The sequence below is a fragment of the Curvibacter lanceolatus ATCC 14669 genome, assembly GCF_000381265.1.
In the GTDB taxonomy this organism is placed as follows: domain Bacteria; phylum Pseudomonadota; class Gammaproteobacteria; order Burkholderiales; family Burkholderiaceae_C; genus Curvibacter; species Curvibacter lanceolatus.
Map to the genome: position 1 here is coordinate 68,426 of NZ_KB906275.1, position 19,397 is coordinate 87,822.

The following is a 19,397-nucleotide window of genomic DNA, read 5'->3' on the forward strand; positions in this document are numbered from 1 at the left end:
GCGGGCTCGGCAACAGGCTGTGCGGCGCGGATCAGTCGAGGCGGATGTTGGCAGCCTTGACCACCTGGCCGTAGCGTGCCAGGTCGCGGCGCATCTGTTCGGCGAACTGCTCGGGCGTGCCCGGACTGGCGTCGATGCCCATGGCCAGCAGCTTGTCCTTGACCACCGGGTCGTTGAGCACCGCCTGCAACTCGACGTGCAGGCGCTGCAGCACGGGAGCCGGGGTGCGTGCCGGGGCCAGCAGGCCGACCCAGGAGGTGACCGTGAAATCAGGCACACCCGATTCGATGAAGGTGGGCACCTCCGGCAGGGCCGCGCTGCGCTGCAGGCTGGAGACCGCGATGGCGCGCAGCCTGCCAGACTTGACATGCCCATGCGCCCCGGCCACCGCGGTGTAGACCAGAGGTATGCTGCCACCCAGCACATCGGTCAGGGCCTGGCCGCCGCCTTTGTAAGGCACGTGGGTGAGGCGCGCCCCCGTGCGCTGGGCCAGCAACTCGCCCCCGATGTGCGGCGTGCCCCCGGTACCCGAGGTACCGTAGGACAGCCCGCCGGCCTGGCTTTGCGAGAGGGCTATCACCTCCTGCAGGGTCTTGGCCGGCACCCCGGGATGGGCCACGAGGATCAGCGCCGCATCCCCGATCTTGCCCACGGGGGCAAAATCCTTGAGGGTGTCGAAGGGCACCTTGGCAAAGACATGCGGGTTGATGACGAGGGTGCCGTCAAAGCCCAGGACCAGGGTGTAGCCGTCGGGGGCGGCCTGAGCCACCAGGCTGGTGCCGATGTTGCCCGAGGCACCCGGGCGGTTGTCAACCACCACCTGCTGGCCCAGGCGGCGGCCCAGGTGCTCGGCGATCAGGCGGCCGCTGGTGTCGGTCACCCCTCCGGGGGTGAAGGGCACGACCAGGCGGATCGGCTTGCTGGGCCAGGCCGACTCCTGGGCCAGCACGGGGGCCTGGAGCAGGCTCAGTCCAAGCGCGGCTGCGGCTCCCAGGCAGCGGGTCAACCAGGGGCGGCGGGCATGGGGAGTGCACGTCATGATCGGTTCTCCGGGACGGGTTCTGTGGCCGATGCGTTGAGGGCGGCGGCGGTCATTCGGCATGGCGCTTGTCGAAGTCCCACACGGCCTGGAAGCCCATGAGCTGGGTCAGGTCACTGAACGGCATCAGGGGCACTGTGCCACGGGCTGACGAGCCCTGGCGGCGCAGGCCCTGGTAGACCGCCTGCATGGCCTGGGTGGCCGCCAGCAGGGCGGTCACCGGGAAGATGGCGAGCTTGTAGCCGATGGACTCCAGATCCGCCTGGCTCAGCACCGGGGTCCGCCCGCCTTCGACCATGTTGGCCAGCAGGGGCAGATCGAAGCTGCGCCCGATGGTGCGCATTTCTTCCTCGCTCTCGGGGGACTCGACGAACAGGATGTCGGCACCGGCACGGGCGTAGGCCTCGGCACGCCGCAAGGCCTCCGAGAGGCCCAGGGTGGTGCGCGCATCGGTGCGCGCGATGATCAGGAAGTCGCTCGACCGGCGGGCCTCGGCGGCGACGCGGATCTTGCGCACCATGTCCTCCATGGGCACCACCCTGCGGCCCGGCGTGTGGCCACATTTTTTCGGGAACTCCTGGTCTTCGAGCTGGATGCAGGCCGCGCCGGCGGCTTCATAGCCGCGCACGGTGTGTTGCACATTGAGCAGACCGCCGTAGCCGGTGTCGCCATCGGCGATCAAGGGTGTACGGGCCATGCCCGCCATGGCCTGAACCCGGCCCAGCATGTCGCTGTAGGTGGCCAGGCCTGCATCGGGCAGGCCCAGGTGGGATGCCACGGTGCCGAAGCCGGTCATGTACAACGCCTCGAAGCCCAGGCTGTCAGCCAGGCGCAGCGAGACCATGTCGTGCACGCCTGGCGCGATCACCAGGCCGGGTTGGGAGAGTCGTTGCTTGAGTGGGGCAATGGAAGCGGTCATGGTGGCTTTCAGAATCGGTGAAGTTGGATGGAACGGGTTCGGGGTGGGTGGATCAGCGCGTTCATTCGGCCTGGATGCCGCCGCGCTGGGCCACCTGGGCCCACTTGGCGGTCTCGGCCTGCAGGAAGCGGGCGAACTCCTCGGGCGGGGTCAGCACCACCTGGGCGCCCTGGGACGTCATCTGCTTTTGCAGGGCCGGGTCGGAGGTGATGCGACGCAGGTCGGCATTGATCTGCGCCACCAGGGTCGGCGGCAGGCCGGCCGGGCCGAACAGCCCGTACCAGCTCAGAGACTCGACCTGGCCCAGGCCCAGTTCGCGAAAGCTCATGGCCTCGGGAAAGATCGGCATGCGCTCGGCGGCAGCGACGCCGATCACGCGCAGGTTGCCGGCCTGCACATGGGGCAATGCGGTGAGCACACTGGTCACGCCCAGCGGCAGGTGGCCGCCGATGATGTCGACCATGATGGGCGCCCCACCCTTGTAGGGCACGCCCTCGGTCTTGAGCTGGGCGGCCTGGCGCATCAACTCTCCGGTGAGGCGAGTTTGCCCCTCCGAGTAGCCGACGGCCATGGGCTCCTTGCGGGCCACCTCCAGCAGCTCGCGCAGATCTTTGTAAGGAGCCTTGGCCGAGACCACCAGGACCATGGGCGAATCAGCCAGGCGGGTGATGGGGGTGAAGGCCTTGGGGGTGTCGTAAGGCAGGACTTTCATGAGCACGGGGTTGATGGCGTGCGAGCCCACCACCATCAGCAGGGTGTGGCCGTCAGGGGCCTGCTTGGCCACGTACTGGGAGCCGATCACACCATTGGCCCCGGTGCGGTTGTCGACCATGACCGAGACGCCCCATAGCTCGGACAGGCGCTGGGCCACGGTGCGGGCGACGATGTCGGTGCCACCCCCGGGCGAGTAGGGCACGACGATGGTCACGGGCTTGCTCGGCCAGCGGCCGGCTGGGGTGGGTGTCTGGGCCAAGGCCAGGCCGGGCAATCCGGCCGCTGCGGCGAGCAGCAGGGCGCGCCGATGAAATCCGCTGGGCGGCATGTTTGTCTCCTTTTTTTGGCAAGCGTGCTGCCTGCCCGGATTGCAGGGCTTGTGCCAGCCCTTGCGTGGACGCAAGTGCTTGTCACAACAGGGTTTTCAGGAAGCTGTCACCTGCGCTTCATGTCGCATGAAACATCATTGCAACAATGGATGAAACACCTTGCGAGGAATGCCATGGCCCTGCCCCGTCTTTGTTTCATGAGCTACCGGGCCATCGGCGAGCGGGCGCAGCCCGTGTTGGCGGAGTACCGGCAACGCGCGGAGATCGAGGTGGTGGAGGGCAGTTTCGAGCGCACGCTGGACCTGGCACGCGAGCGGCTGGCGCGCGACAGCGTCGATGTTTTTGTGAGCGCAGGATCGAACGCCAGCCTGCTGCGCCAGCATCTGCAGGCCCCGGTGGCCACCATCCAGCTCACGGGCTTTGACATCCTCCAGGCCCTGATCGAGGCCCGCAGGAGCACCGGGCGCGTGGGCATCCTGACCTATGGGCACACCATTCCGGAGCTGGACTCGGTGAAGGATTTGCTCAACATCGAGGTGCGCCAGCGCGCCTACCGGACACCGGAGGACGCACGCCAGACGCTGGCCTCGTTCCGGGCCGAAGGCTACCGGGTGGTGGTGGGTTCAAGCCTGGTCCTCGAACTGGCCCGCGAACTGGGGCTGCAGGGCATCCTGGCCTACTCGCTGGACAGCATCCGCCAGGGGTTTGAAAACGGGCTCGATCTGGCCCGGGTCCGGCAGTTGGAGAGCCGCCGGCATGCGCAGATCCACGGGGTGCTGCACCACCTGCAAGACGCGGTGCTGGCGGCCGACCGCGAGGGCCGGCTGATCGCCGCCAACCCCGCCATGCTCAAGGCGCTGGGCTGGCAGGGTGCACAGGCGCCACAGGGGCGCTTGGAGGCCCTTTGGCCCGAACTCGACTGGCCCGTCGGCGTGCCATTGCAGGCCCGCCAGAGCGTGTTGCGACTGCAGCAACGCGACTGGGTGGCCAACCTGATGCCCTGGGAAGATGCCGGCGAAGTGATCGGTGCGACGCTCACCCTGTATGCGGCCACCGCCATCCACGAGGCCGACAACCGCCTGCGCATGCGCCAGCGCGAGGACCAGCGCAGCGCCCGGCATCGCTTCGAGGACCTGATCGGCGACAGCCCGCCCTGGCGCGTGGCCTGCGCCGAGGCGCGGCGCTTTGCCCCCCACCGAGTTGCCGGTGCTGATCACCGGGGAGACCGGCACCGGCAAGGAGTTGATGGCCCAGGCCCTGCACAACGCCGGCCCGCGTGCCGGCCGACCTTTTGTGGCGGTCAACTGCGCTGCCCTGCCCGAGGGCCTGTTGGAAAGCGAGTTGTTCGGCCACGAGGACGGCGCTTTCACCGGGGCCCGGCGCGGCGGCCGACGCGGCCTGTTCGAACGGGCCCACACCGGCACCCTGTTTCTCGACGAGATCGGCGATATGCCCCTGCACCTGCAAAGCCGGCTGCTGCGGGTGTTGCAGGAGGGCGAGATCCAGCGCCTGGGGGCGGCTGCGCCGATCCCGGTGGATGTGCGGGTGCTGGCGGCAACTCACCAACCCTTGCACGACTGGGTGCAGCAGGGCCGCTTCCGGGCCGATCTCTACTACCGGCTGGAGGTGCTGCGCCTGGCGCTGCCGCCCTTGCGCGACCGGGCCGGTGATCTGGACCGGCTGGCCACGGCGCTGCTGGGCCAGAGTCTGCGCCGCCAGGGTCTGGCCTGGCCCGCGGCCGAAGTGCTGCGACGGGCCAACCCGCCCTGGCAAGGCCATTCATGGCCCGGCAATGTGCGGGAGTTGAGCAATCTCATGGACCGGCTGGCAGTGGCACTGCGTGGCGCGCCCAGCCCCGACACGGTGAGCTGGGCGTCCTTGGCTGACTTATGGCCCCGCCCGTCCCTGGTGCCGGCCAGAACCACGCCAGGCAGCCGCTCGAATGGCACGGCTCACCCCGACGAGCGGGCGACGCTTGCCCGCCAAGCCCTGGAACAGCATCGGGGCCGCCACCAGGACGCCGCCCGCGCCCTGGGCGTGAGCCGGGCCACGCTGTGGCGATGGCTGAACCAGGGCCCCCGGCAAGCCGGCCCATGAAGCCCACGGGGCTGGCCCCTCACACCCAGGCCCTCACACCCAGCCCTTCTCAGCGCCGCTGCGCACATGCACAAGGCGCGCCCGCAGCCCATGTGTTCGAACCCATGACGGGCCTTCGGCTTTGAGCCCCCGTCCCGGGCACCGACACCTCAACAAAGGCCCGGGCAACGCGCCGGAGCGCTCCCTGCCCTGCCCGCTCAGCACCGTGGCCTCGTCCATCTCTGCAGCTGACACCCCCGCCTTGGTCCTCCATCAAGGCCCCATCGGGGCTTGCGCAATTCTGTTTTGAACCTAGAATAAGTTCTAACCTATGAATAAAGACCTATCCAATAACACTTCGGAGCCCTTGTACCGGCAGGTCAGCGAACGTCTGCTTTCAGAGATCCAGGCCGGTCAGTGGGCCGTGGGTTCGGTCCTGCCCAAAGAGGTGGACCTGGCCAAACTGCTGAGCGTGAGCCGCGTGACGCTGCGCCAGGCGTTGGACATTCTTGAAAAAGGCGGCGTGATCCGGCGGGTGAGAAAGCTCGGCACCCAGGTCATCGCCCAGGACATGGCCAAGCGCTACACCCAGCGCATGGACAACCTGGACAACATCCTGCGCCTGGCCGGTCAGACCGCCTTGCGTGTCACCGGGTTGGCCACCGTCCAGGGCACGCCCGACGAAGGCCTGCGCGATCACCAAAGCGTGACGGGCCACTGGCTGGCGGTGACCGGGGTCCGCCATCTGCGCGGCTCGAACACCCTCTCGACCTGGACCCAGGTTTTTCTGGACAACAAGTTCGCCGGCGTCGCCCCCTTGCTGGAGCAGGAGGTGGACTCGGTCTATCAGGTGGTCGAGCAGGTCTACGGTCTGAGCGTGCATGGCATCGCCCACCGCATCAGCGCCTGCGTGCTGGACGAGCCTCTGGCCCGGGTCCTGGGCCTGCCGGTGGGCTCAGCCGGCCTGCAGGTCCAGGCCTGGCTGACGGCAGCGGACGGGACGCTGATCGAGTACGTCCGCTCCGTTCACAACCCCGATCTGATCTCGATCGAGATCCAGACCCAACGCGAGCCGGGCTGAGGCGCCCGCAACGCACCCGCACTCTCAAGGAGAACCCATGAACACCATCGAACTTCTGACCGACGACGGTCTACACCTCCCCGCCCTGCATGTGCCCTGCCCCACCGGGCCGGGTCGGCCGCTGATCCTGATCCAGGAGATTTTCGGCATCAATGGGGCCATGCGCCAAGCGGCGCAGGCCTGGGCTGCCGAAGGCTTCGAGGTTCTGTGCCCCGATCTGTTTGCTCGCCAGGAACGCGGGGTCGAACTCGATCCCCGCCTGCCGGCGGACTTCCAGCGCGGGGTGACGCTCATGCAGGGGCTGGACCAGGAACGCGCCGTGGCCGATCTCGATGCAGCCCGCCAATGGTTGGCCCGCCAGGACGCCCAGCGGCCCGTGTGCGCGCTGGGCTACTGCCTGGGCGGCCGCCTGGCCGTGATGATGGCGCTGACCACCCCCATTGCCGCCAGTGTGAGCTATTACGGTGTGGGCCTGGAAGGCCTGATTCCCGACACCCCCGTGAAATCGGCCCCCTGCCTGCTGCACATCGCCGAAAACGATGCCTTCGTGCCAGCCGAGGCACGGGACACGATCGTGCGGCGCGCGGGCCTGCAGCAGGACATGCCGGTCCACATCTATGCCGGTTGCGACCACGCATTCGCCCGCCCCGATGGCGAGCACTTCCAGGCCGAAGCGGCTGAGCTGGCCCGACAACGCACCCTGGCTTTTCTGCGCGCCTGAGGCCCGGCGCCGCGGAGCACCCCATGCAGTTCCAGAACCAGACCGTCGTGGTCACCGGGGCAGCCCAAGGCATCGGCCTGGCGATCGCCTCCACCTTCGCCCGGGCGGGGGCCCGGGTCGCCATGGCCGATGTCGACGGCCCGCAACTGGCACTGGCGGCCCGCTCGCTCGAACGGCAGGGAGGGCAGGTGCGCCCGTATGTGGCCGATGTCAGCGACGAACAGTCCATGCAGGAACTGGCGGCGGCCACGGCCCGTGAGCTGGGCGATTGCCGCGTCCTGGTGAGCAATGCCGGCATCCTGCTGCGTGGCTCGATCGACGACGCCGATGCCGTGCTGCAATGGCACCGGACTTTGCAGGTCAACCTCAGTGGCTGCTTCCACTTGGCCCGGGCCTATGTGCCACAGCTGCGGCGGCAGGCGGGCAATCTGGTCAACATCGCATCGGTCCATGCGCTGGTGGCCATCCGCAATTCAGCCGCCTATACCGCGTCCAAGGGCGGCCTCAAGCAGCTGACCCAAGCCTTGGCCCTGGAGCTGGGAGCCGATGGGGTCCGGGTCAATGCCGTTGCGCCCGGCATCACGGAAACCGACATGACCGAGTCGACACGGCGCGACCCCAAGGCCTTGGCGGCCTTTCTCGCCCGGGTCCCGCTGGGTCGGACTGTCAGCCCCCAGGACGTGGCCCATGCTGTGGCCTTCCTGGCGTCGGAGCAGGCGAGCTGCATCACCGGGGTCACTCTCGCGGTCGATGGCGGCTACTGCGCCTCGTAGTGTTTTCTGTCTTTCCACCCCCGCAACAGGAGTCACCATGACCACTCGCAGACACCTCCTCCGCGCCGCAGCCGCCGGCAGCCTCAGCCCCTGGCTGGCACACCCGGCATGGGCTGAGCGACTCAAGTCCACCAAGCTCGTCGTCGGCTTCGCCCCAGGCGGCACCACCGATCTGGTGGCCCGTCGCGTGGCCGAGAAAATGGGCGGCAGCTTCGCCGAGACGGCCATCGTGGACAACCGCTCGGGCGCCGGTGGCCAGATTGCCTGCACCGTCGTCAAGGCTGCCGCTGCGGACGGCCAGACCCTGCTGTGCACGCCTTACTCGTGCATGGTGATCTACCCCTTCGTCTACTCGAAGCTTGGATACGACCCGGTGGCCGACTTCACCCCCGTGGGCATCGCCGCGACCACCACCCAGGCCATGGCGGTCGGGCCCCTGGTGCCAGCCAGCGTCAAGAACGTCCAAGACTACGTGGCCTGGGTGCGCCAGAACCCCCAGCACAACACCTATGGCTCACCGGCCGCCGGCTCGACCTCGCATTTTCTGGGCGCCTTGCTCGGCATCGAATCGCATTTGCCCCTGACCCAGGTGCCCTACCGGGGCGCCGTTCCTGGCATCACCGATCTGGTTGCAGGCCAATTGGCGGTGATGTTCACCACGACGGGCGACCTGCTGCCGCATTACAAGGCCGGCAAGTTGCGCCTGTTGGCAACGTCAGGGACCCGGCGCTCGACCTTTGCCCCCGAGGTGCCAACCTTTTCGGAGCAGGGCTTTGCCAACCTGACCAGTGAGGAGTGGTTCGGCCTCTATGCCCCGGCCAAGACCCCGGCCGGGCTGGTGCAGGCAGCCAACACCAGCCTGCGCACCGCCCTGCAGGACAAGGCCGTGATCGACTCGCTGGCCGGCGTGGGCCTGGTGCCCACCCCTTCCTCCCCCGAGGAGATGGCGGAATCCCAACGCAGCCAGGCTTTGCGCTGGGGCCCGTTGGTCAAGAAGATCGGCTTCACAGCAGATTCCTGAGGCAGGGCTTGCAACTGGCCCCGCCCTGAGGGAAGCACCCGCCTGGCACCTGGCGCAGTCGCGGACTCAGCGGCCTGCAAGGTGTCGCAAAGCCGTCTTTTAGGGTGGGGATGCTGGGCAGGCCAGGTCTGGCCTGCCCAGGGCGGAAAAATGACTGTTCATGAGCGCTCGCCCGATGGACTCCCTGGTTGCGGTCACGCCTGGCTGGACCTGGCCCTGCTTCCCCACAAACCGGTCGTTGAACTGACGCATGCGCCATTCCAGTTCGTCCGAGGGCACCTCATATGCCGTTGGGGAGCGGATCGCAAGGTCATTCAGCCATTCGCAGGCCGGAGCTCTGCCCCATACGCTGAGTCAATTCGGATGTCCACTTGGTGCTCGGCGCTCGACCGGCCGTTTCGGAAACACCCTCGCACACAGAAAGCCCGCCAGCGCCCAAACTTTGGGGGACTTTGGACGATGGGCCCGCCTGGCCACTGCAGGCCGCTGCAGCCCGGATGGACCCGGCCGCAGTAACGACCCAGTGGCCTACCGTGGGCCGTGAGCATGGGTGTGCTGGCGGACGCAGCTCACGCCACCACCCCCAGGCAGGCCCCGACACCGGCCGTGACGGCCATGGCGGCCGCGCCCCAGAAGGTGACGCGAGCGATGCCGCCCCACACCCGCGCACCGCCTGCCCAGGCCGAGAGCGTGCCCAAGGCCGCCAGAAAGGCCAGGGACGTCAGCGCGACCCAGAAGATCAGCTGGGCGGGCGCTGCGGCGGCGGCCACGGCCATCGGCAAGGCCGCACCGACCGTGAAGCTGGCGGCAGAGGCCAGGGCGGCCTGGGTGGGGCGGGCGCGGGCCGCTGCGTCCAGCCCCAGCTCATCGCGGCCATGCGCGGCCAGGGCGTCGTGGGCCATCAGTTGGGCCGCCACCTGATCGGCCAGGGCCGGGGCCAGTCCCCGGGCCACATACAGGCCGGCGAGTTCGCGCTGCTCGCCGCCCGGGTCGTTTTTGAGTTCGGCGCGCTCGCGCGCCAGGTCGGCGTTCTCGGTGTCTTGCTGCGAGTGGACGGACACGAACTCGCCGGCGGCCATTGACATCGCCCCCGCAATCAGCCCCGAGGCACAGCTCAGGAGGATGGTGCGGTGCTCTGCGCCGGCGGCGGCCACACCCAGCGCCAGGCTGGCGGTGGAGACGATGCCGTCATTGGCCCCCAGCACGGCGGCCCGCAGCCAGCCGATGCGATCGTTGTGGTGCTGCTCGGCATGGCGCCGCGCTGTGGGCAGGTGCCAGCTTGGGTGCGGCTTAGGGTCTGCCTGTCCCGTCGCCCTTGCCCCCGCCTGCCAGCGGCGACTCATCGAGCGCCCTTGTGGTCCTTCTGCCCGGTGTTCTGGTGGCGGCCCAGCACCTCGGTGGGCTCGGTCGGAGGCGATTGGGGCCGGGGTGGCGCCCTGGAGGGGCGGGCTGGGGCGTGACCGGAAGCGGGTGACGCTGCCGGGGATGGCACAGCGGGTTCTGCTGCTGAGGCAGGGCCTGGGTTCTTGGGGCGCATGGCGTTCTCCAATCGATGAGGGCAAGCCGTCACACAGGCGATCGGCACTTGCACCACCCCCAGCCTAGGCCTGCCGCGAGGGCCAGACGGTGCGCCAGGGCACATGGCGCACCCATGAAGATGCAGCCGCGAGGTGGGATGTCGCACAGACCCGGCCGCAGGCAGTGCTCAGGCTGAAGCCTCCTCAACCAACTGGACAGACGACCATGAAGACTGATTCGCAGCTGCAGCAAGACGTGATGGCTGAACTGAAGTGGGCCCCCGACGTACACGCCACGCAGATCGGCGTGGAGGTGAAGAACGGCATCGTGACCCTGGCCGGAGAGGTCAGCAGCTATGCCGAGAAGTGGAACGCCGAACGCGCCACGCAGAAGGTGAATGGCGTGAAGGCCCTGGCCGTCGAAATGACGGTCAAGCTCACGAGCCTGGTCAAGCGCACGGATGCCGACATTGCCGAGTCGGCGCGCAACATCCTGAACTGGACCGGCTCTTTGCCAGAAGACGGTATCAAGGTACTGGTGGAGGGTGGCTGGCTCACGCTGTCGGGCGATGTGGAGTGGCAGTACCAGCGCCAGGTGGCCGCCGAATGCGTGCGCAACCTGGTGGGCGTGATCGGCGTGAGCAACCAGATCGGCTTGCGGCCTTCGCTGTCGGCCAGCGTGGTCAAGTCGGACATCGAGGCCGCACTGAAGCGCCGCGCCGCAGATGACGCCGAGAGCATTGCCGTTGAAGTGAAAGGCAGCGACGTGACCCTGAGCGGCACCGTGCACAGCTGGGCCGAACGCGATCTGGCCACGCGCTCTGCCTGGGGGGCTGCAGGCGTGCGCAACGTGGTGGACAAGCTGACCCTGGTCGATTGAACCAGGGGGCACCCAAGGCGCCGCCATGCCTTGAACCGCATTGCGGTGCCACCGCCCACAACACATCGGCAGCAAAGCCTGCAGGGAGGGGTCATGGACATCACGACACACTGTGCCCGCATCACCGAACCGGTGGCCTACCGGGCCGGCAACGGACGCATGCAGCACATTCCCATCGGGCCGTGCCTGGTGGAGATTCTTGACAAGCCCTGGATCGACATCATCTGGGGCGCCAACGGACAAAGCTCTGCGGCTTTGCCTCTTCAGGCCGTGGAGACCGCGCAGACCCATGGCCATCTGGTGCTGCTCGACTGACGGGGCAGCGCCCCATGTCAGGCGGGCCGGGGCTCGGCGCAGGGCAGATCGAACAGGGCCAGGGCCGTCAGGTAGACCGCCGTCAACATCGGGGCGAGATGCGCCGGAGTGATCGCGTTCGCAGCGCCTGAGGCGTCATGGAAGACGCGGGCAGGCGCATGGCGGGCCAGGTCGGGCGCCACCACATCGCCGCAGGCGTCCAGCAGGCGCAGGTCGAGCGCAGCCCACGGCACCAGCGCCGCAGTTGGGCTCGCCGCCTGGCCCAGCGCCTGGCCGTCCACCAGGGTCATGTCGACAATGCCGATCAAACCCCTGGGGCCCAACAAAGCCAGAAAGACCGACACGCCACGGGGTGTCTGCGCCACCCTGGTGTGGCAGCCCAGGCCCATGGCCTGGAAGCGGCCGGCCAGCCTTTGCATGCAGGCCTCGAGCCCCGGCAGCACGAGCCGGGTCAAGCGGGTGAAGGTGATGTCCCAAGCGGGCTCGCCAGGGAGGACAGGGGTGGGGCTGGATGTGGGCATGGTGAGCCCAGTGTAGGAGCCCCCTGCCCACGTCAGCCCCGGAACTGACCGGCGAAGACCCGCCTTGCGCGGCCATGCCCCAGCCCGTGAACGACATCAAACCAGGGCCTTGCCGGGGACCGGTGGCGCGTCTGCACCACGGGCCACGGATTCGCCGGCCATGAAGGCGCGGCGCAAGGTGTCGACCTGCTGGATGGCGCCCTCGAAGGCATCGTTGCCGAGCAGCAGGTGGTGCGGCGGCACATCCAAAGCCACGGCCTGGAGGATGGCCTGGGCGGCGCGCACAGGGTCGCCCGCCTGCTGGCCCGAACTGGCCCGCACCTGCAGGCGCACCTGGCCGGCGGTGGCCTGGTAGTCGTCGATCTGGAGCGCGCTCTCAGGGGCGGAGCGGCCGGCCCAGTCGGTGCGAAAGCCACTGGGTTCGACCACCAGCACATGGAGGCCCAGCGGCTCGACCTCTCGCCGGAGGGCCTCGGACAGGCCCACGACGGCAAACTTGGTGGCGCAATACTGGCCCAGCGCCGGCATGCCGCAAAGGCCGGCCAGGGACGCGATGTTGACAATGCAGCCGCGCCGATGCTTGCGCATGCCAGGCAGCACGGCCTGGACCATGCGGCTGAGGCCGAAGACGTTGACCTCGAACATCTTTCGGACCTCAGGCTCTTCGCCTTCTTCGACGGCGGCGAAGTAGCCTATGCCGGCGTTGTTGACCAACACGTCGATGGCACCGAACTGCGTCTGAGCGGCCTGCACCGCGGCAGCCACCTGATCGGGCTGAGTGACGTCCAGCTTCAACACCAGAACCTGGTCGGTGGCGGCATAGCCGTGCAGGCGGGAGGGGTTGCGTGCGGTGATCACCGTGCGGTAGCCCTTCTGGATGGCCTGCTTGGCCAACGCCAGGCCAAAGCCGGTGGAACAGCCGGTGATGAACCAGACGGGCGGCAGGGTGGCCAAGGCGGATGGGGAGGCATGGGGGGAAGGGTCGACAACGTTCATGGGGCGGTCCTGGAAGGGAGATTGCAAAGGGAGGGCTTGGTGCCTTGGTGCGATCGGCGGTCAGGCTGGTGACGGAAATTTTCCGGTGCGCACCAGCTTCTTGTTGATGAACTCCTGGATGCCCAGGTGGCCCAGTTCGCGGCCATAGCCCGAGTGCTTGATGCCGCCGAAGGGCAAGGCGGCTTCGGCCCAATGGAGGTTGTTGACGAACACCATGCCGGTCTCGATCTGGCTGGCCAGGCGCCTGCCGCGGGCTTCATCCCGGGTCCAGACCGAACCGCCAAGGCCAAAGTCGCAATCGTTGGCGAGCGCCACCGCAGCCCCTTCGTCTGGAACCCGGTAGAACGACAGCACCGGGCCAAAGAACTCATCGCGAAAAGCCGGGTTGCTCGGTCGGATGTCGGTGAGGATGGTGGGCTGCATGAACGCGCCGGCCCGGTCCACACGCTGCCCCCCCATGAGCAGGCTGGCGCCCTCTTTCACCGCGGTGCCCACCTGGGCCAGCAATTGCTGCAAGGCGGCCTCGGTCGACAGCGGGCCCAGGGTGGTCGTATCGTCCATCGGGTCACCGACCTTCAAGGCCTGGAAGGCGGCCTTGATTCGGGCCAGAAACTCGTCAGCCACCGAATCGAGCACGATGAAACGCTTGGCCGCGCAGCAGGTCTGCCCACTGTTGTACATGCGGCCCCAGACGGCCCAGGGGATGGTCAGGTCGAGGTCGGCGTCGTCGAGCACGATGAAGGCATCGCTGCCGCCCAGCTCCAGGGTCGACTTCTTCAGGTTCTGCCCCGCCCGTGCGGCCACCAGACGGCCTGCGGCCACACTGCCGGTGAGGGCAACGCCCTTCACCCGCGGGTCGTCGATCACCTGATTGCATTGCTCATGCGTGATCAACAGGTTGGTGTAGGCGCCCACCGGGGCACCTGCGTCCAGCAGCAGCTTTTCGAAGGCGATGGCACATTGGGGCACACAGCCTGCGTGCTTGACGACCAGCACATTGCCCGCCATCAGCTGGGGGCCGGCCACCCGGGCGAGCTGGTAGAACGGGAAGTTCCAGGGCTCGACACAGAACAGCACGCCCAGGGGCGAGTACTCGAGGTGCGCCTGGCCCAGCAGAGGCCGCAGCGGCGTTGGCGTCAGAAAGGCCTCGGCATTTGTCGCGTAGTAGCTCAGGATGTCGGCGCTGAAATGGGCCTCACCCCGCGCCTCAACGGCGCGCTTGCCCATCTCCAGGGTGGCAAGGCGGGCGAAGTCATCGGCCTGGGCGTGCAGGCGTGCCGCCGCTTGATGGATGACCGCCGAGCGTTCGGCGTAAGGGGCGTGCCTCCATTGTTGAAAGCAGGCTTGTGCACTTGCCAGGGAGGTTTCGAGCTGCGAAGGGCTGAGGTGCTCAAAGCGCTTGATGAGCTGCCCATTGCTCGGGTTGATGCTCTCGTAGGTCACGGTGTCGTCTCCCAGGCCAGGGCTGCGCGAGGCCGTTGGATGGATCGGAGCCCCATGCCTGCGAGGGCAGTCAGAGGCCAACGACACCCAGCTTGCCCCTGGCGCACGGCCCGGGTCTGTGCGTTTCGGCACCCAGAAGGCCTGGGCAGGCGGGGAGGCGGTGGCCAGCCGGAGGCAGCCCCCTCAGGGCCTGTGCCTGTAGCTGCCGGGCGTCATGGCGTGGTGGGCCTTGAACGTGCGCTGCAGGTGTGCCTGATCGGCGAACCCCATGGTGTGCGCCGCTTCGGCCAGGGACATGCCTTGGGACAAGAGCCTTCTTGCGCCGTTGATGCGCAGGTTCTGCAGGTAGCGGCCGGGCGTCATGTCCAGCGCGAGCTGGAATCGCCGAATGAACTGCGAGGCCGGCATGTTGCAGCGGGCGGCCAATTCCCCCACCGTGATCTTGCGCTCAAGCTGCGCATGCAAGGTCTCAAGGGCCGGGGCGAGTTCGACGGGCAGAGGCTCGGCGTCTTGCGCCCGCCCGGGGCGGGCCCAGGTGGCGATCCATGCGGGCAGCTCCACGGCCAAGGCGCATGCGGCAGCATCGGAAGCCAGCGGATCGCAAAAGCTGCTGACCTTTTGAACAACAGCCGGATCGTCGACACAGCGAGAGAGAAACTCGAGGTGCTCAGGGGGTGTTGACATGTTCCAGACCTGCGCGACCGCTTTGTGCAGCCACGTCGCATCGACGAACAGCATGCGATACGACCAGCGTTGGCGCGACGAGGGATTGCAGGAATGCACCACCGTGGGTTCGATCAGAACGGCGGTGCCCGCTCTCACGGCATGCGGCCCACTGGGATGGTGGAAGGTGGCACTCCCCTGATCGACCAACCCGATCGAGTATTCATCGTGGGAATGGGCACGGTAGCAGGCGAGCGTGTCCACACTGACGCGCAGCTCTGCCCAAGGGGCAGCAGGGTGTCTGTGGATTCGATTTTGGCTGTCAGCAGGCATATCGAGCGCCAGATTATCCGAGCATGCCGATGACGCACAGCGCCAGCACGGCACCCATCGTTCTGTTGAATGCCCGCTGCCGCGCGGGCAAGGTCAGCCATTGCGCCAGCGCCCTGCCGACCCAGGCCCAGCTGCCTACGCCCACAAAGCAGGCCAGCAGGGAAACGGCCACAAAAAGCCACCGAGCCTGCGGCACGTTCTCTTGCGGCAGCACGAACAGGCTGACGCCAGAAAGTGCAACGATCCATGCCTTGGGATTGAGCGACTGGGTGAGAACCCCCTCAACCAGGGTTTGGAGACCAGAGCGCCGTGTGGAGGGCACTTTGCCATTCAGCTCAGAGGGAGGTGCGCTTGCGATGCGCCAAGCCAGGTAGAACATGTAAGCGGCCCCCACCCAGCGAGCCGCCTGCATGACCCCTGGGTTGCTCAGCACGAGCTCGCCCCCCACGCCCATGAGCCAGACAACGGATGCGTAGCTCAGACTGGCCCCCAGCACATAGGCCAGCGCCACGCCACGCCTGGCAGCGGCGCCGTGGCGCAGGGCCAGGACGTTGACCGGCCCTGGGGTGATCGCCCCGACCAAGGCAAAGCTACCCATCGCCATCAAAAGCAAGCCCATCGACCAACCCTCCATCATCTTGATTCAAGAGGCGGGAGTGTGTGGCGCACACAGACTTTCGTATTGAACGGAATTGCAAAAGCAAGCGGCCTGCTGCCCAAGTGTTGGCATGGCGTGAATGCCCATGCCAACTCGAGCTTGAGAAGTGCGCAACGCAGGCGCCCCAGGTCTACAAGGCCTTTTTCATGGACGCCAGGTAGAAGCCCTGGATGTAGTTGTCGATGCGGCTGAATTCTTCGTAGCCCTGCTTCAGGTAGAACTCGCGCGCCTGCCACTCGAAGGTCTCCAGCTTGGCATGATGTGCGCCAAGCTCGCGGGCCTTTTGCTCTGCCGTGGTCAGCAGGCGCTGGCCCAGGCCTTGACGCCTGACAGCCTCGTCCACAAAGAGCAAGTCCACATTCAACCAGTGCAGAAACACATAGCCGCGCAAGCCGCCCACCAACGCGCCGCTGGCGTTCTTGGCGCTGAGCCAGACAGGCTGGACCTGGCCGTACTCCCCCACAACCCGGTAGTTGAACTGGCGCAGGCGCCGGCCCAGTTCGCCCGATTGGACTTCTTCGGCGCTGGGGGTGTAGATCGCGAGGTCGCTCATGGAAGGTCAGCTTGGATGTGGGCGAATTCTGCCCGATGAGTAGGACAGGGCATTGAGGCTGATCCCTGGACTGGCGGTACGGCATGGGGGGGTGCGAAGGCCTGTTGGCATGATTCCAGGGGCGGTGTGCCGCATGGGGGGCGTTAGGCGTCTTGGGTGCTCATTCCACCTGAGCACAGGGGGCCTGGCCCGTCTGCGGTCGATGTTTCACGACCTGCTCGCACTCAAGAATAATGTTTATAAAAAACAATAACTTAGCCTTGTATTGCGATGTCATTTCTTGGAAATTGGCGAAATGTTTCACGATAACTTTCGTGACTGACAACGATTCGGTATCATGATCCCCAATTGATTCCAATATGAGCCAAATTCGATACCTCTCACTGCCCGCTTTGCAACAGCGCCTGGATCAGGAGTTCAATGGGCACGGACCATCCATCGCCACGCTCAAGCGCTGGGCCGCGGCGGGGCTTCTGGACACGGCGAGGCAGTACGAACATGGAAAAGATGGTCGAAGCCACCGCGTCAAGTTTGATCTGGCGGTTGCCAGGCGTTTGATTCTTGCACGCTGGCACCCACGCCAGGACGCCGAGGGGGCACCAGGGGCGTCGCTGGCAGCCGGTTCTGTGACGGCGGCCCTTGGCCCCACAGGTGGGGAACGCGCAACCCGCACGACCGAATCCGATCCGACGCCCCCAGCAATCCCCATGCTGACGCTGCCCGCGGCAGATTTCCAAGCCATTCAGGATCAGATGCACAGCTTGAGCGAACAGGTTCAGCAAATGATGGGCAGCCTGCGCGAGATACAACGCGACGCGTCCGACTTCAGGGTCGCCAGGATGGCCTTGATGCGCAAGTACGACGAATCCAATGCCATGCAATTGCAGCTGATTGCCGAACTCAAGTCGAATCGCGGAGGGGGTGCGGAAGGCAGAGGTGGCGACTCGATCTTGGAACTGAGTCGGATCGCCGCAGGAATCAGCCGCTTGACGGACAGAGTGGGCGGGCTTGAGGCCAAGCTTGAAGAGGCCAGTTCGACGGCCAGCCAGCGCAGGCCCTGAAGATCCATCGATTTAATTTCATCGATTGGATCAAATAAATACTGAAACCACATACCCAGGTAGACGACAAGAGATTGTGGCCGGCACTTGCACCTGATTCGACGAAGGCACCGCTGTGACCGGCATCAGGCAGGCCAGGCACCTCCAGCAATAGCTGGAAGAAGCGGCATACACGGCATAAGCGAATCTTTCAAATAGCTCAGAATTGACTACATTCCACGATGACAAGCTGAGCGCAAGACAGCATGCACTGAGCGATGTGTGGTGATCACGCCAGCCCTGCTCGGGCAAAGCACCGAACTGAATGAGCATCAAAAAAAGAGGGCTTGTGCAGAGACCCTGTTCTCACGAGACCCTCATGCACGGCGCGGAATCTCATCCACAAGATTTCACGGGTCAGCGTTACCCCTTTGTGTGGACGATGCCTCCCGCGCGTTTTGAGCTGTTTGCAGCCCATTGGGCCCAAGCGGCCAGACGGCACCCGACGGCCAATGCAATCAGACAGCCCAGCATGCCCACCCTGCCTATGCCAGGCTACCGCCATCAGGCAAAACCGCCAGACCACCAAGAAGTCATTGAAGAGACCGACTACGGCCCAGGCTGCTACAGGCGATGCTGTCAGGCGCTTGCACCTATGGGAAGTTGGCTTGGTCTCTATATAAGCACCGCAAAGCGCCGGAGCTTCCCACCGGGCCCACCACACCCGACTGCGCGCTGGCGACTCCGAGGGCTGCCTCAGTTCACAGAAGCATCGAGTGAAGTGACCACGCATTACTTGTCAAGCAAGTGCGCCACCGCCTCGGCAGACTGACATCGACGCAGCGGACTCAAGACAGCCATGAACCCGATACGCCTAGGGCAAAGATGCGCCGACAGTCCGTCGGCACCGCGACCGCAGACAGGTCGCGCCAATCGCGGCACACCGGCATTTCAAGGCTGAGCGCCCGCACTGACCGGATGACGACAACAACTGGGAAACACGGCTCAGGTGCATTGGCAAGCACGCCAACGTCGTCCTAACGATCGACGGCCAGGCTCGGAAGAACATGAGGGCATGCAACACCCGCAAAGCGCCTTGCCGTATCGACGAGGGCTTGGCATGTGCGCTTGTTGGCGAATGAGCACAAACAGCACAAAAACGCATCAAAAGGCACCCCGCGGCCCTCCGGCGAACTACCTTGCGCCCACGCCCCTACTTTCATGTCTTTCACCAGCCCCACCGCAGTCTGCACACCACGCAGCGCGCAACAAGTAGATGCACCAATCGGATCCCGTCAAGCGAACCTAGCCAGACACGCCACCGGCACAGCCATACACCTCCGGCCTAAGTCAGCAGGGTTTGGAAAACCCGCCCAACGACCCGCGCCCACAACAGGAACCGAGCCTCCGTATCGCCCCAGCATCCACACAACGCCGCCGGCAGCGCCCCTACCGACAGCGTTCAGAGCAAGCCCATGCACTGCATGCATGTGACCGGCCGCAGGGGCTCGTCCAAGCACCCGCGACACAAAGGGAAGCACCCCGAACCCCCTACAGGCATTCACGCGTGAATACCCACCAAGCAGAGCTTTCACACAACACATAGCCAGCCCCAACACAGAAAGGCCAGAACAGAGACCAGGCGCATTCACACGTCATTCACGCGTGAATACCCAAAGCGCATCAAGACCAACAGAACCAAACCGCCCCACCAGAACCAGAACCAGAACCAGAACCAGAACCAGAACCAGAACCAGAACCAGAACCAGAACCAGAACCAGAACCAGAACCAGAACCAGAACCAG

Annotated in this window: 18 protein-coding genes and 1 pseudogene; 9 read left to right on the forward strand and 10 right to left on the reverse strand. The window is 66.2% G+C overall.

What is annotated here, in order from left to right:
- Nucleotides 1-31: 31 nt before the first annotated feature.
- The 3 genes from F624_RS0126395 to F624_RS0126405 all read right to left on the reverse strand — a co-directional run bounded on the left by F624_RS0126395 (nucleotide 32) and on the right by F624_RS0126405 (nucleotide 3,000).
- Nucleotides 32-1,039, reverse strand: a complete 1,008-nt coding sequence (locus F624_RS0126395) for a Bug family tripartite tricarboxylate transporter substrate binding protein (RefSeq protein ID WP_031256374.1) — start codon at nucleotides 1,037-1,039, stop codon at nucleotides 32-34.
- A gap of 52 nt (nucleotides 1,040-1,091) precedes the next feature.
- Nucleotides 1,092-1,958 (reverse strand): isocitrate lyase/PEP mutase family protein, encoded by an 867-nt coding sequence (locus F624_RS0126400; protein WP_019577392.1) that lies wholly within the window; start codon nucleotides 1,956-1,958, stop codon nucleotides 1,092-1,094.
- A gap of 61 nt (nucleotides 1,959-2,019) precedes the next feature.
- On the reverse strand, nucleotides 2,020-3,000 hold the full coding sequence (locus F624_RS0126405) for a tripartite tricarboxylate transporter substrate binding protein (RefSeq protein ID WP_031256376.1): 981 nt from the start codon (nucleotides 2,998-3,000) through the stop codon (nucleotides 2,020-2,022).
- A 198-nt stretch (nucleotides 3,001-3,198) separates the two neighbouring features.
- On the opposite strand from F624_RS0126405, the pseudogene F624_RS36065 reads away from it, so the two are divergent.
- The 6 genes and pseudogenes from F624_RS36065 to F624_RS0126430 form a co-directional block, all read left to right on the forward strand.
- Nucleotides 3,199-3,861, forward strand: a pseudogene (locus F624_RS36065) (PrpR N-terminal domain-containing protein); the annotation flags it as partial.
- A gap of 385 nt (nucleotides 3,862-4,246) precedes the next feature.
- Nucleotides 4,247-5,098, forward strand: a complete 852-nt coding sequence (locus tag F624_RS36070) for a sigma 54-interacting transcriptional regulator (RefSeq protein WP_245573743.1) — start codon at nucleotides 4,247-4,249, stop codon at nucleotides 5,096-5,098.
- Between the two features lie 310 nt (nucleotides 5,099-5,408).
- Complete coding sequence (locus F624_RS0126415; RefSeq protein ID WP_031256377.1) at nucleotides 5,409-6,158, forward strand: GntR family transcriptional regulator; 750 nt, start codon at nucleotides 5,409-5,411, stop codon at nucleotides 6,156-6,158.
- Nucleotides 6,159-6,195: 37 nt separating this feature from the next.
- Nucleotides 6,196-6,879 (forward strand): dienelactone hydrolase family protein, encoded by a 684-nt coding sequence (locus F624_RS0126420; protein ID WP_019577398.1) that lies wholly within the window; start codon nucleotides 6,196-6,198, stop codon nucleotides 6,877-6,879.
- A gap of 23 nt (nucleotides 6,880-6,902) precedes the next feature.
- Nucleotides 6,903-7,652: an SDR family NAD(P)-dependent oxidoreductase gene (locus F624_RS0126425; RefSeq protein ID WP_019577399.1), complete on the forward strand. Its 750-nt coding sequence runs from the start codon at nucleotides 6,903-6,905 to the stop codon at nucleotides 7,650-7,652.
- A 37-nt stretch (nucleotides 7,653-7,689) separates the two neighbouring features.
- A complete protein-coding gene (locus F624_RS0126430; RefSeq protein WP_019577400.1) occupies nucleotides 7,690-8,673 on the forward strand; it encodes a Bug family tripartite tricarboxylate transporter substrate binding protein in 984 nt (327 codons plus the stop codon).
- Between the two features lie 569 nt (nucleotides 8,674-9,242).
- Here the strand turns inward: F624_RS0126430 and F624_RS0126435 are convergent.
- Complete coding sequence (locus F624_RS0126435) at nucleotides 9,243-9,878, reverse strand: VIT1/CCC1 transporter family protein (RefSeq protein ID WP_019577401.1); 636 nt, start codon at nucleotides 9,876-9,878, stop codon at nucleotides 9,243-9,245.
- A gap of 538 nt (nucleotides 9,879-10,416) precedes the next feature.
- Between F624_RS0126435 and F624_RS0126440 the strand changes: the two genes are divergently transcribed.
- Together F624_RS0126440 and F624_RS0126445 are read left to right on the forward strand one after the other, a co-directional pair.
- A complete protein-coding gene (locus F624_RS0126440) occupies nucleotides 10,417-11,070 on the forward strand; it encodes a BON domain-containing protein (RefSeq protein ID WP_019577402.1) in 654 nt (217 codons plus the stop codon).
- Nucleotides 11,071-11,163: 93 nt separating this feature from the next.
- On the forward strand, nucleotides 11,164-11,385 hold the full coding sequence (locus F624_RS0126445) for a hypothetical protein (protein ID WP_019577403.1): 222 nt from the start codon (nucleotides 11,164-11,166) through the stop codon (nucleotides 11,383-11,385).
- Between the two features lie 17 nt (nucleotides 11,386-11,402).
- Here F624_RS0126445 and F624_RS0126450 read toward each other — a convergent pair whose 3' ends face one another.
- From F624_RS0126450 to F624_RS0126475, 6 genes are all read right to left on the reverse strand, one after another.
- Nucleotides 11,403-11,906 (reverse strand): hypothetical protein, encoded by a 504-nt coding sequence (locus tag F624_RS0126450; protein ID WP_031256382.1) that lies wholly within the window; start codon nucleotides 11,904-11,906, stop codon nucleotides 11,403-11,405.
- Nucleotides 11,907-12,002: 96 nt separating this feature from the next.
- On the reverse strand, nucleotides 12,003-12,902 hold the full coding sequence (locus tag F624_RS0126455) for an oxidoreductase (RefSeq protein ID WP_051107524.1): 900 nt from the start codon (nucleotides 12,900-12,902) through the stop codon (nucleotides 12,003-12,005).
- 60 nt (nucleotides 12,903-12,962) lie between these two features.
- Complete coding sequence (locus tag F624_RS0126460; RefSeq protein WP_019577406.1) at nucleotides 12,963-14,345, reverse strand: NAD-dependent succinate-semialdehyde dehydrogenase; 1,383 nt, start codon at nucleotides 14,343-14,345, stop codon at nucleotides 12,963-12,965.
- Nucleotides 14,346-14,528: 183 nt separating this feature from the next.
- Nucleotides 14,529-15,341, reverse strand: a complete 813-nt coding sequence (locus F624_RS0126465; RefSeq protein ID WP_031256384.1) for an AraC family transcriptional regulator — start codon at nucleotides 15,339-15,341, stop codon at nucleotides 14,529-14,531.
- 13 nt (nucleotides 15,342-15,354) lie between these two features.
- A complete protein-coding gene (locus F624_RS0126470) occupies nucleotides 15,355-15,960 on the reverse strand; it encodes a LysE family translocator (RefSeq protein WP_031256386.1) in 606 nt (201 codons plus the stop codon).
- A gap of 169 nt (nucleotides 15,961-16,129) precedes the next feature.
- Nucleotides 16,130-16,552, reverse strand: a complete 423-nt coding sequence (locus F624_RS0126475; RefSeq protein ID WP_019577409.1) for a GNAT family N-acetyltransferase — start codon at nucleotides 16,550-16,552, stop codon at nucleotides 16,130-16,132.
- A 359-nt stretch (nucleotides 16,553-16,911) separates the two neighbouring features.
- Here F624_RS0126475 and F624_RS0126480 point away from each other — a divergent pair, with 359 nt between their 5' ends.
- On the forward strand, nucleotides 16,912-17,613 hold the full coding sequence (locus F624_RS0126480; protein WP_019577410.1) for a hypothetical protein: 702 nt from the start codon (nucleotides 16,912-16,914) through the stop codon (nucleotides 17,611-17,613).
- Nucleotides 17,614-19,397: the final 1,784 nt, after the last annotated feature.

Bases quoted from the DNA above. Each gene is read 5' to 3' on its own strand.
- F624_RS0126395 (WP_031256374.1), bottom strand. From the start codon at position 1,039: ATGACGTGCACTCCCCATGCCCGCCGCCCCTGGTTGACCCGCTGCCTG.
- F624_RS0126400 (WP_019577392.1), bottom strand. From the start codon at position 1,958: ATGACCGCTTCCATTGCCCCACTCAAGCAACGACTCTCCCAACCCGGC.
- F624_RS0126405 (WP_031256376.1), bottom strand. From the start codon at position 3,000: ATGCCGCCCAGCGGATTTCATCGGCGCGCCCTGCTGCTCGCCGCAGCG.
- F624_RS36070 (WP_245573743.1), top strand. From the start codon at position 4,247: ATGGCCCAGGCCCTGCACAACGCCGGCCCGCGTGCCGGCCGACCTTTT.
- F624_RS0126415 (WP_031256377.1), top strand. From the start codon at position 5,409: ATGAATAAAGACCTATCCAATAACACTTCGGAGCCCTTGTACCGGCAG.
- F624_RS0126420 (WP_019577398.1), top strand. From the start codon at position 6,196: ATGAACACCATCGAACTTCTGACCGACGACGGTCTACACCTCCCCGCC.
- F624_RS0126425 (WP_019577399.1), top strand. From the start codon at position 6,903: ATGCAGTTCCAGAACCAGACCGTCGTGGTCACCGGGGCAGCCCAAGGC.
- F624_RS0126430 (WP_019577400.1), top strand. From the start codon at position 7,690: ATGACCACTCGCAGACACCTCCTCCGCGCCGCAGCCGCCGGCAGCCTC.
- F624_RS0126440 (WP_019577402.1), top strand. From the start codon at position 10,417: ATGAAGACTGATTCGCAGCTGCAGCAAGACGTGATGGCTGAACTGAAG.
- F624_RS0126445 (WP_019577403.1), top strand. From the start codon at position 11,164: ATGGACATCACGACACACTGTGCCCGCATCACCGAACCGGTGGCCTAC.
- F624_RS0126450 (WP_031256382.1), bottom strand. From the start codon at position 11,906: ATGCCCACATCCAGCCCCACCCCTGTCCTCCCTGGCGAGCCCGCTTGG.
- F624_RS0126455 (WP_051107524.1), bottom strand. From the start codon at position 12,902: ATGAACGTTGTCGACCCTTCCCCCCATGCCTCCCCATCCGCCTTGGCC.
- F624_RS0126465 (WP_031256384.1), bottom strand. From the start codon at position 15,341: ATGCCTGCTGACAGCCAAAATCGAATCCACAGACACCCTGCTGCCCCT.
- F624_RS0126470 (WP_031256386.1), bottom strand. From the start codon at position 15,960: ATGGGCTTGCTTTTGATGGCGATGGGTAGCTTTGCCTTGGTCGGGGCG.
- F624_RS0126475 (WP_019577409.1), bottom strand. From the start codon at position 16,552: ATGAGCGACCTCGCGATCTACACCCCCAGCGCCGAAGAAGTCCAATCG.
- F624_RS0126480 (WP_019577410.1), top strand. From the start codon at position 16,912: ATGAGCCAAATTCGATACCTCTCACTGCCCGCTTTGCAACAGCGCCTG.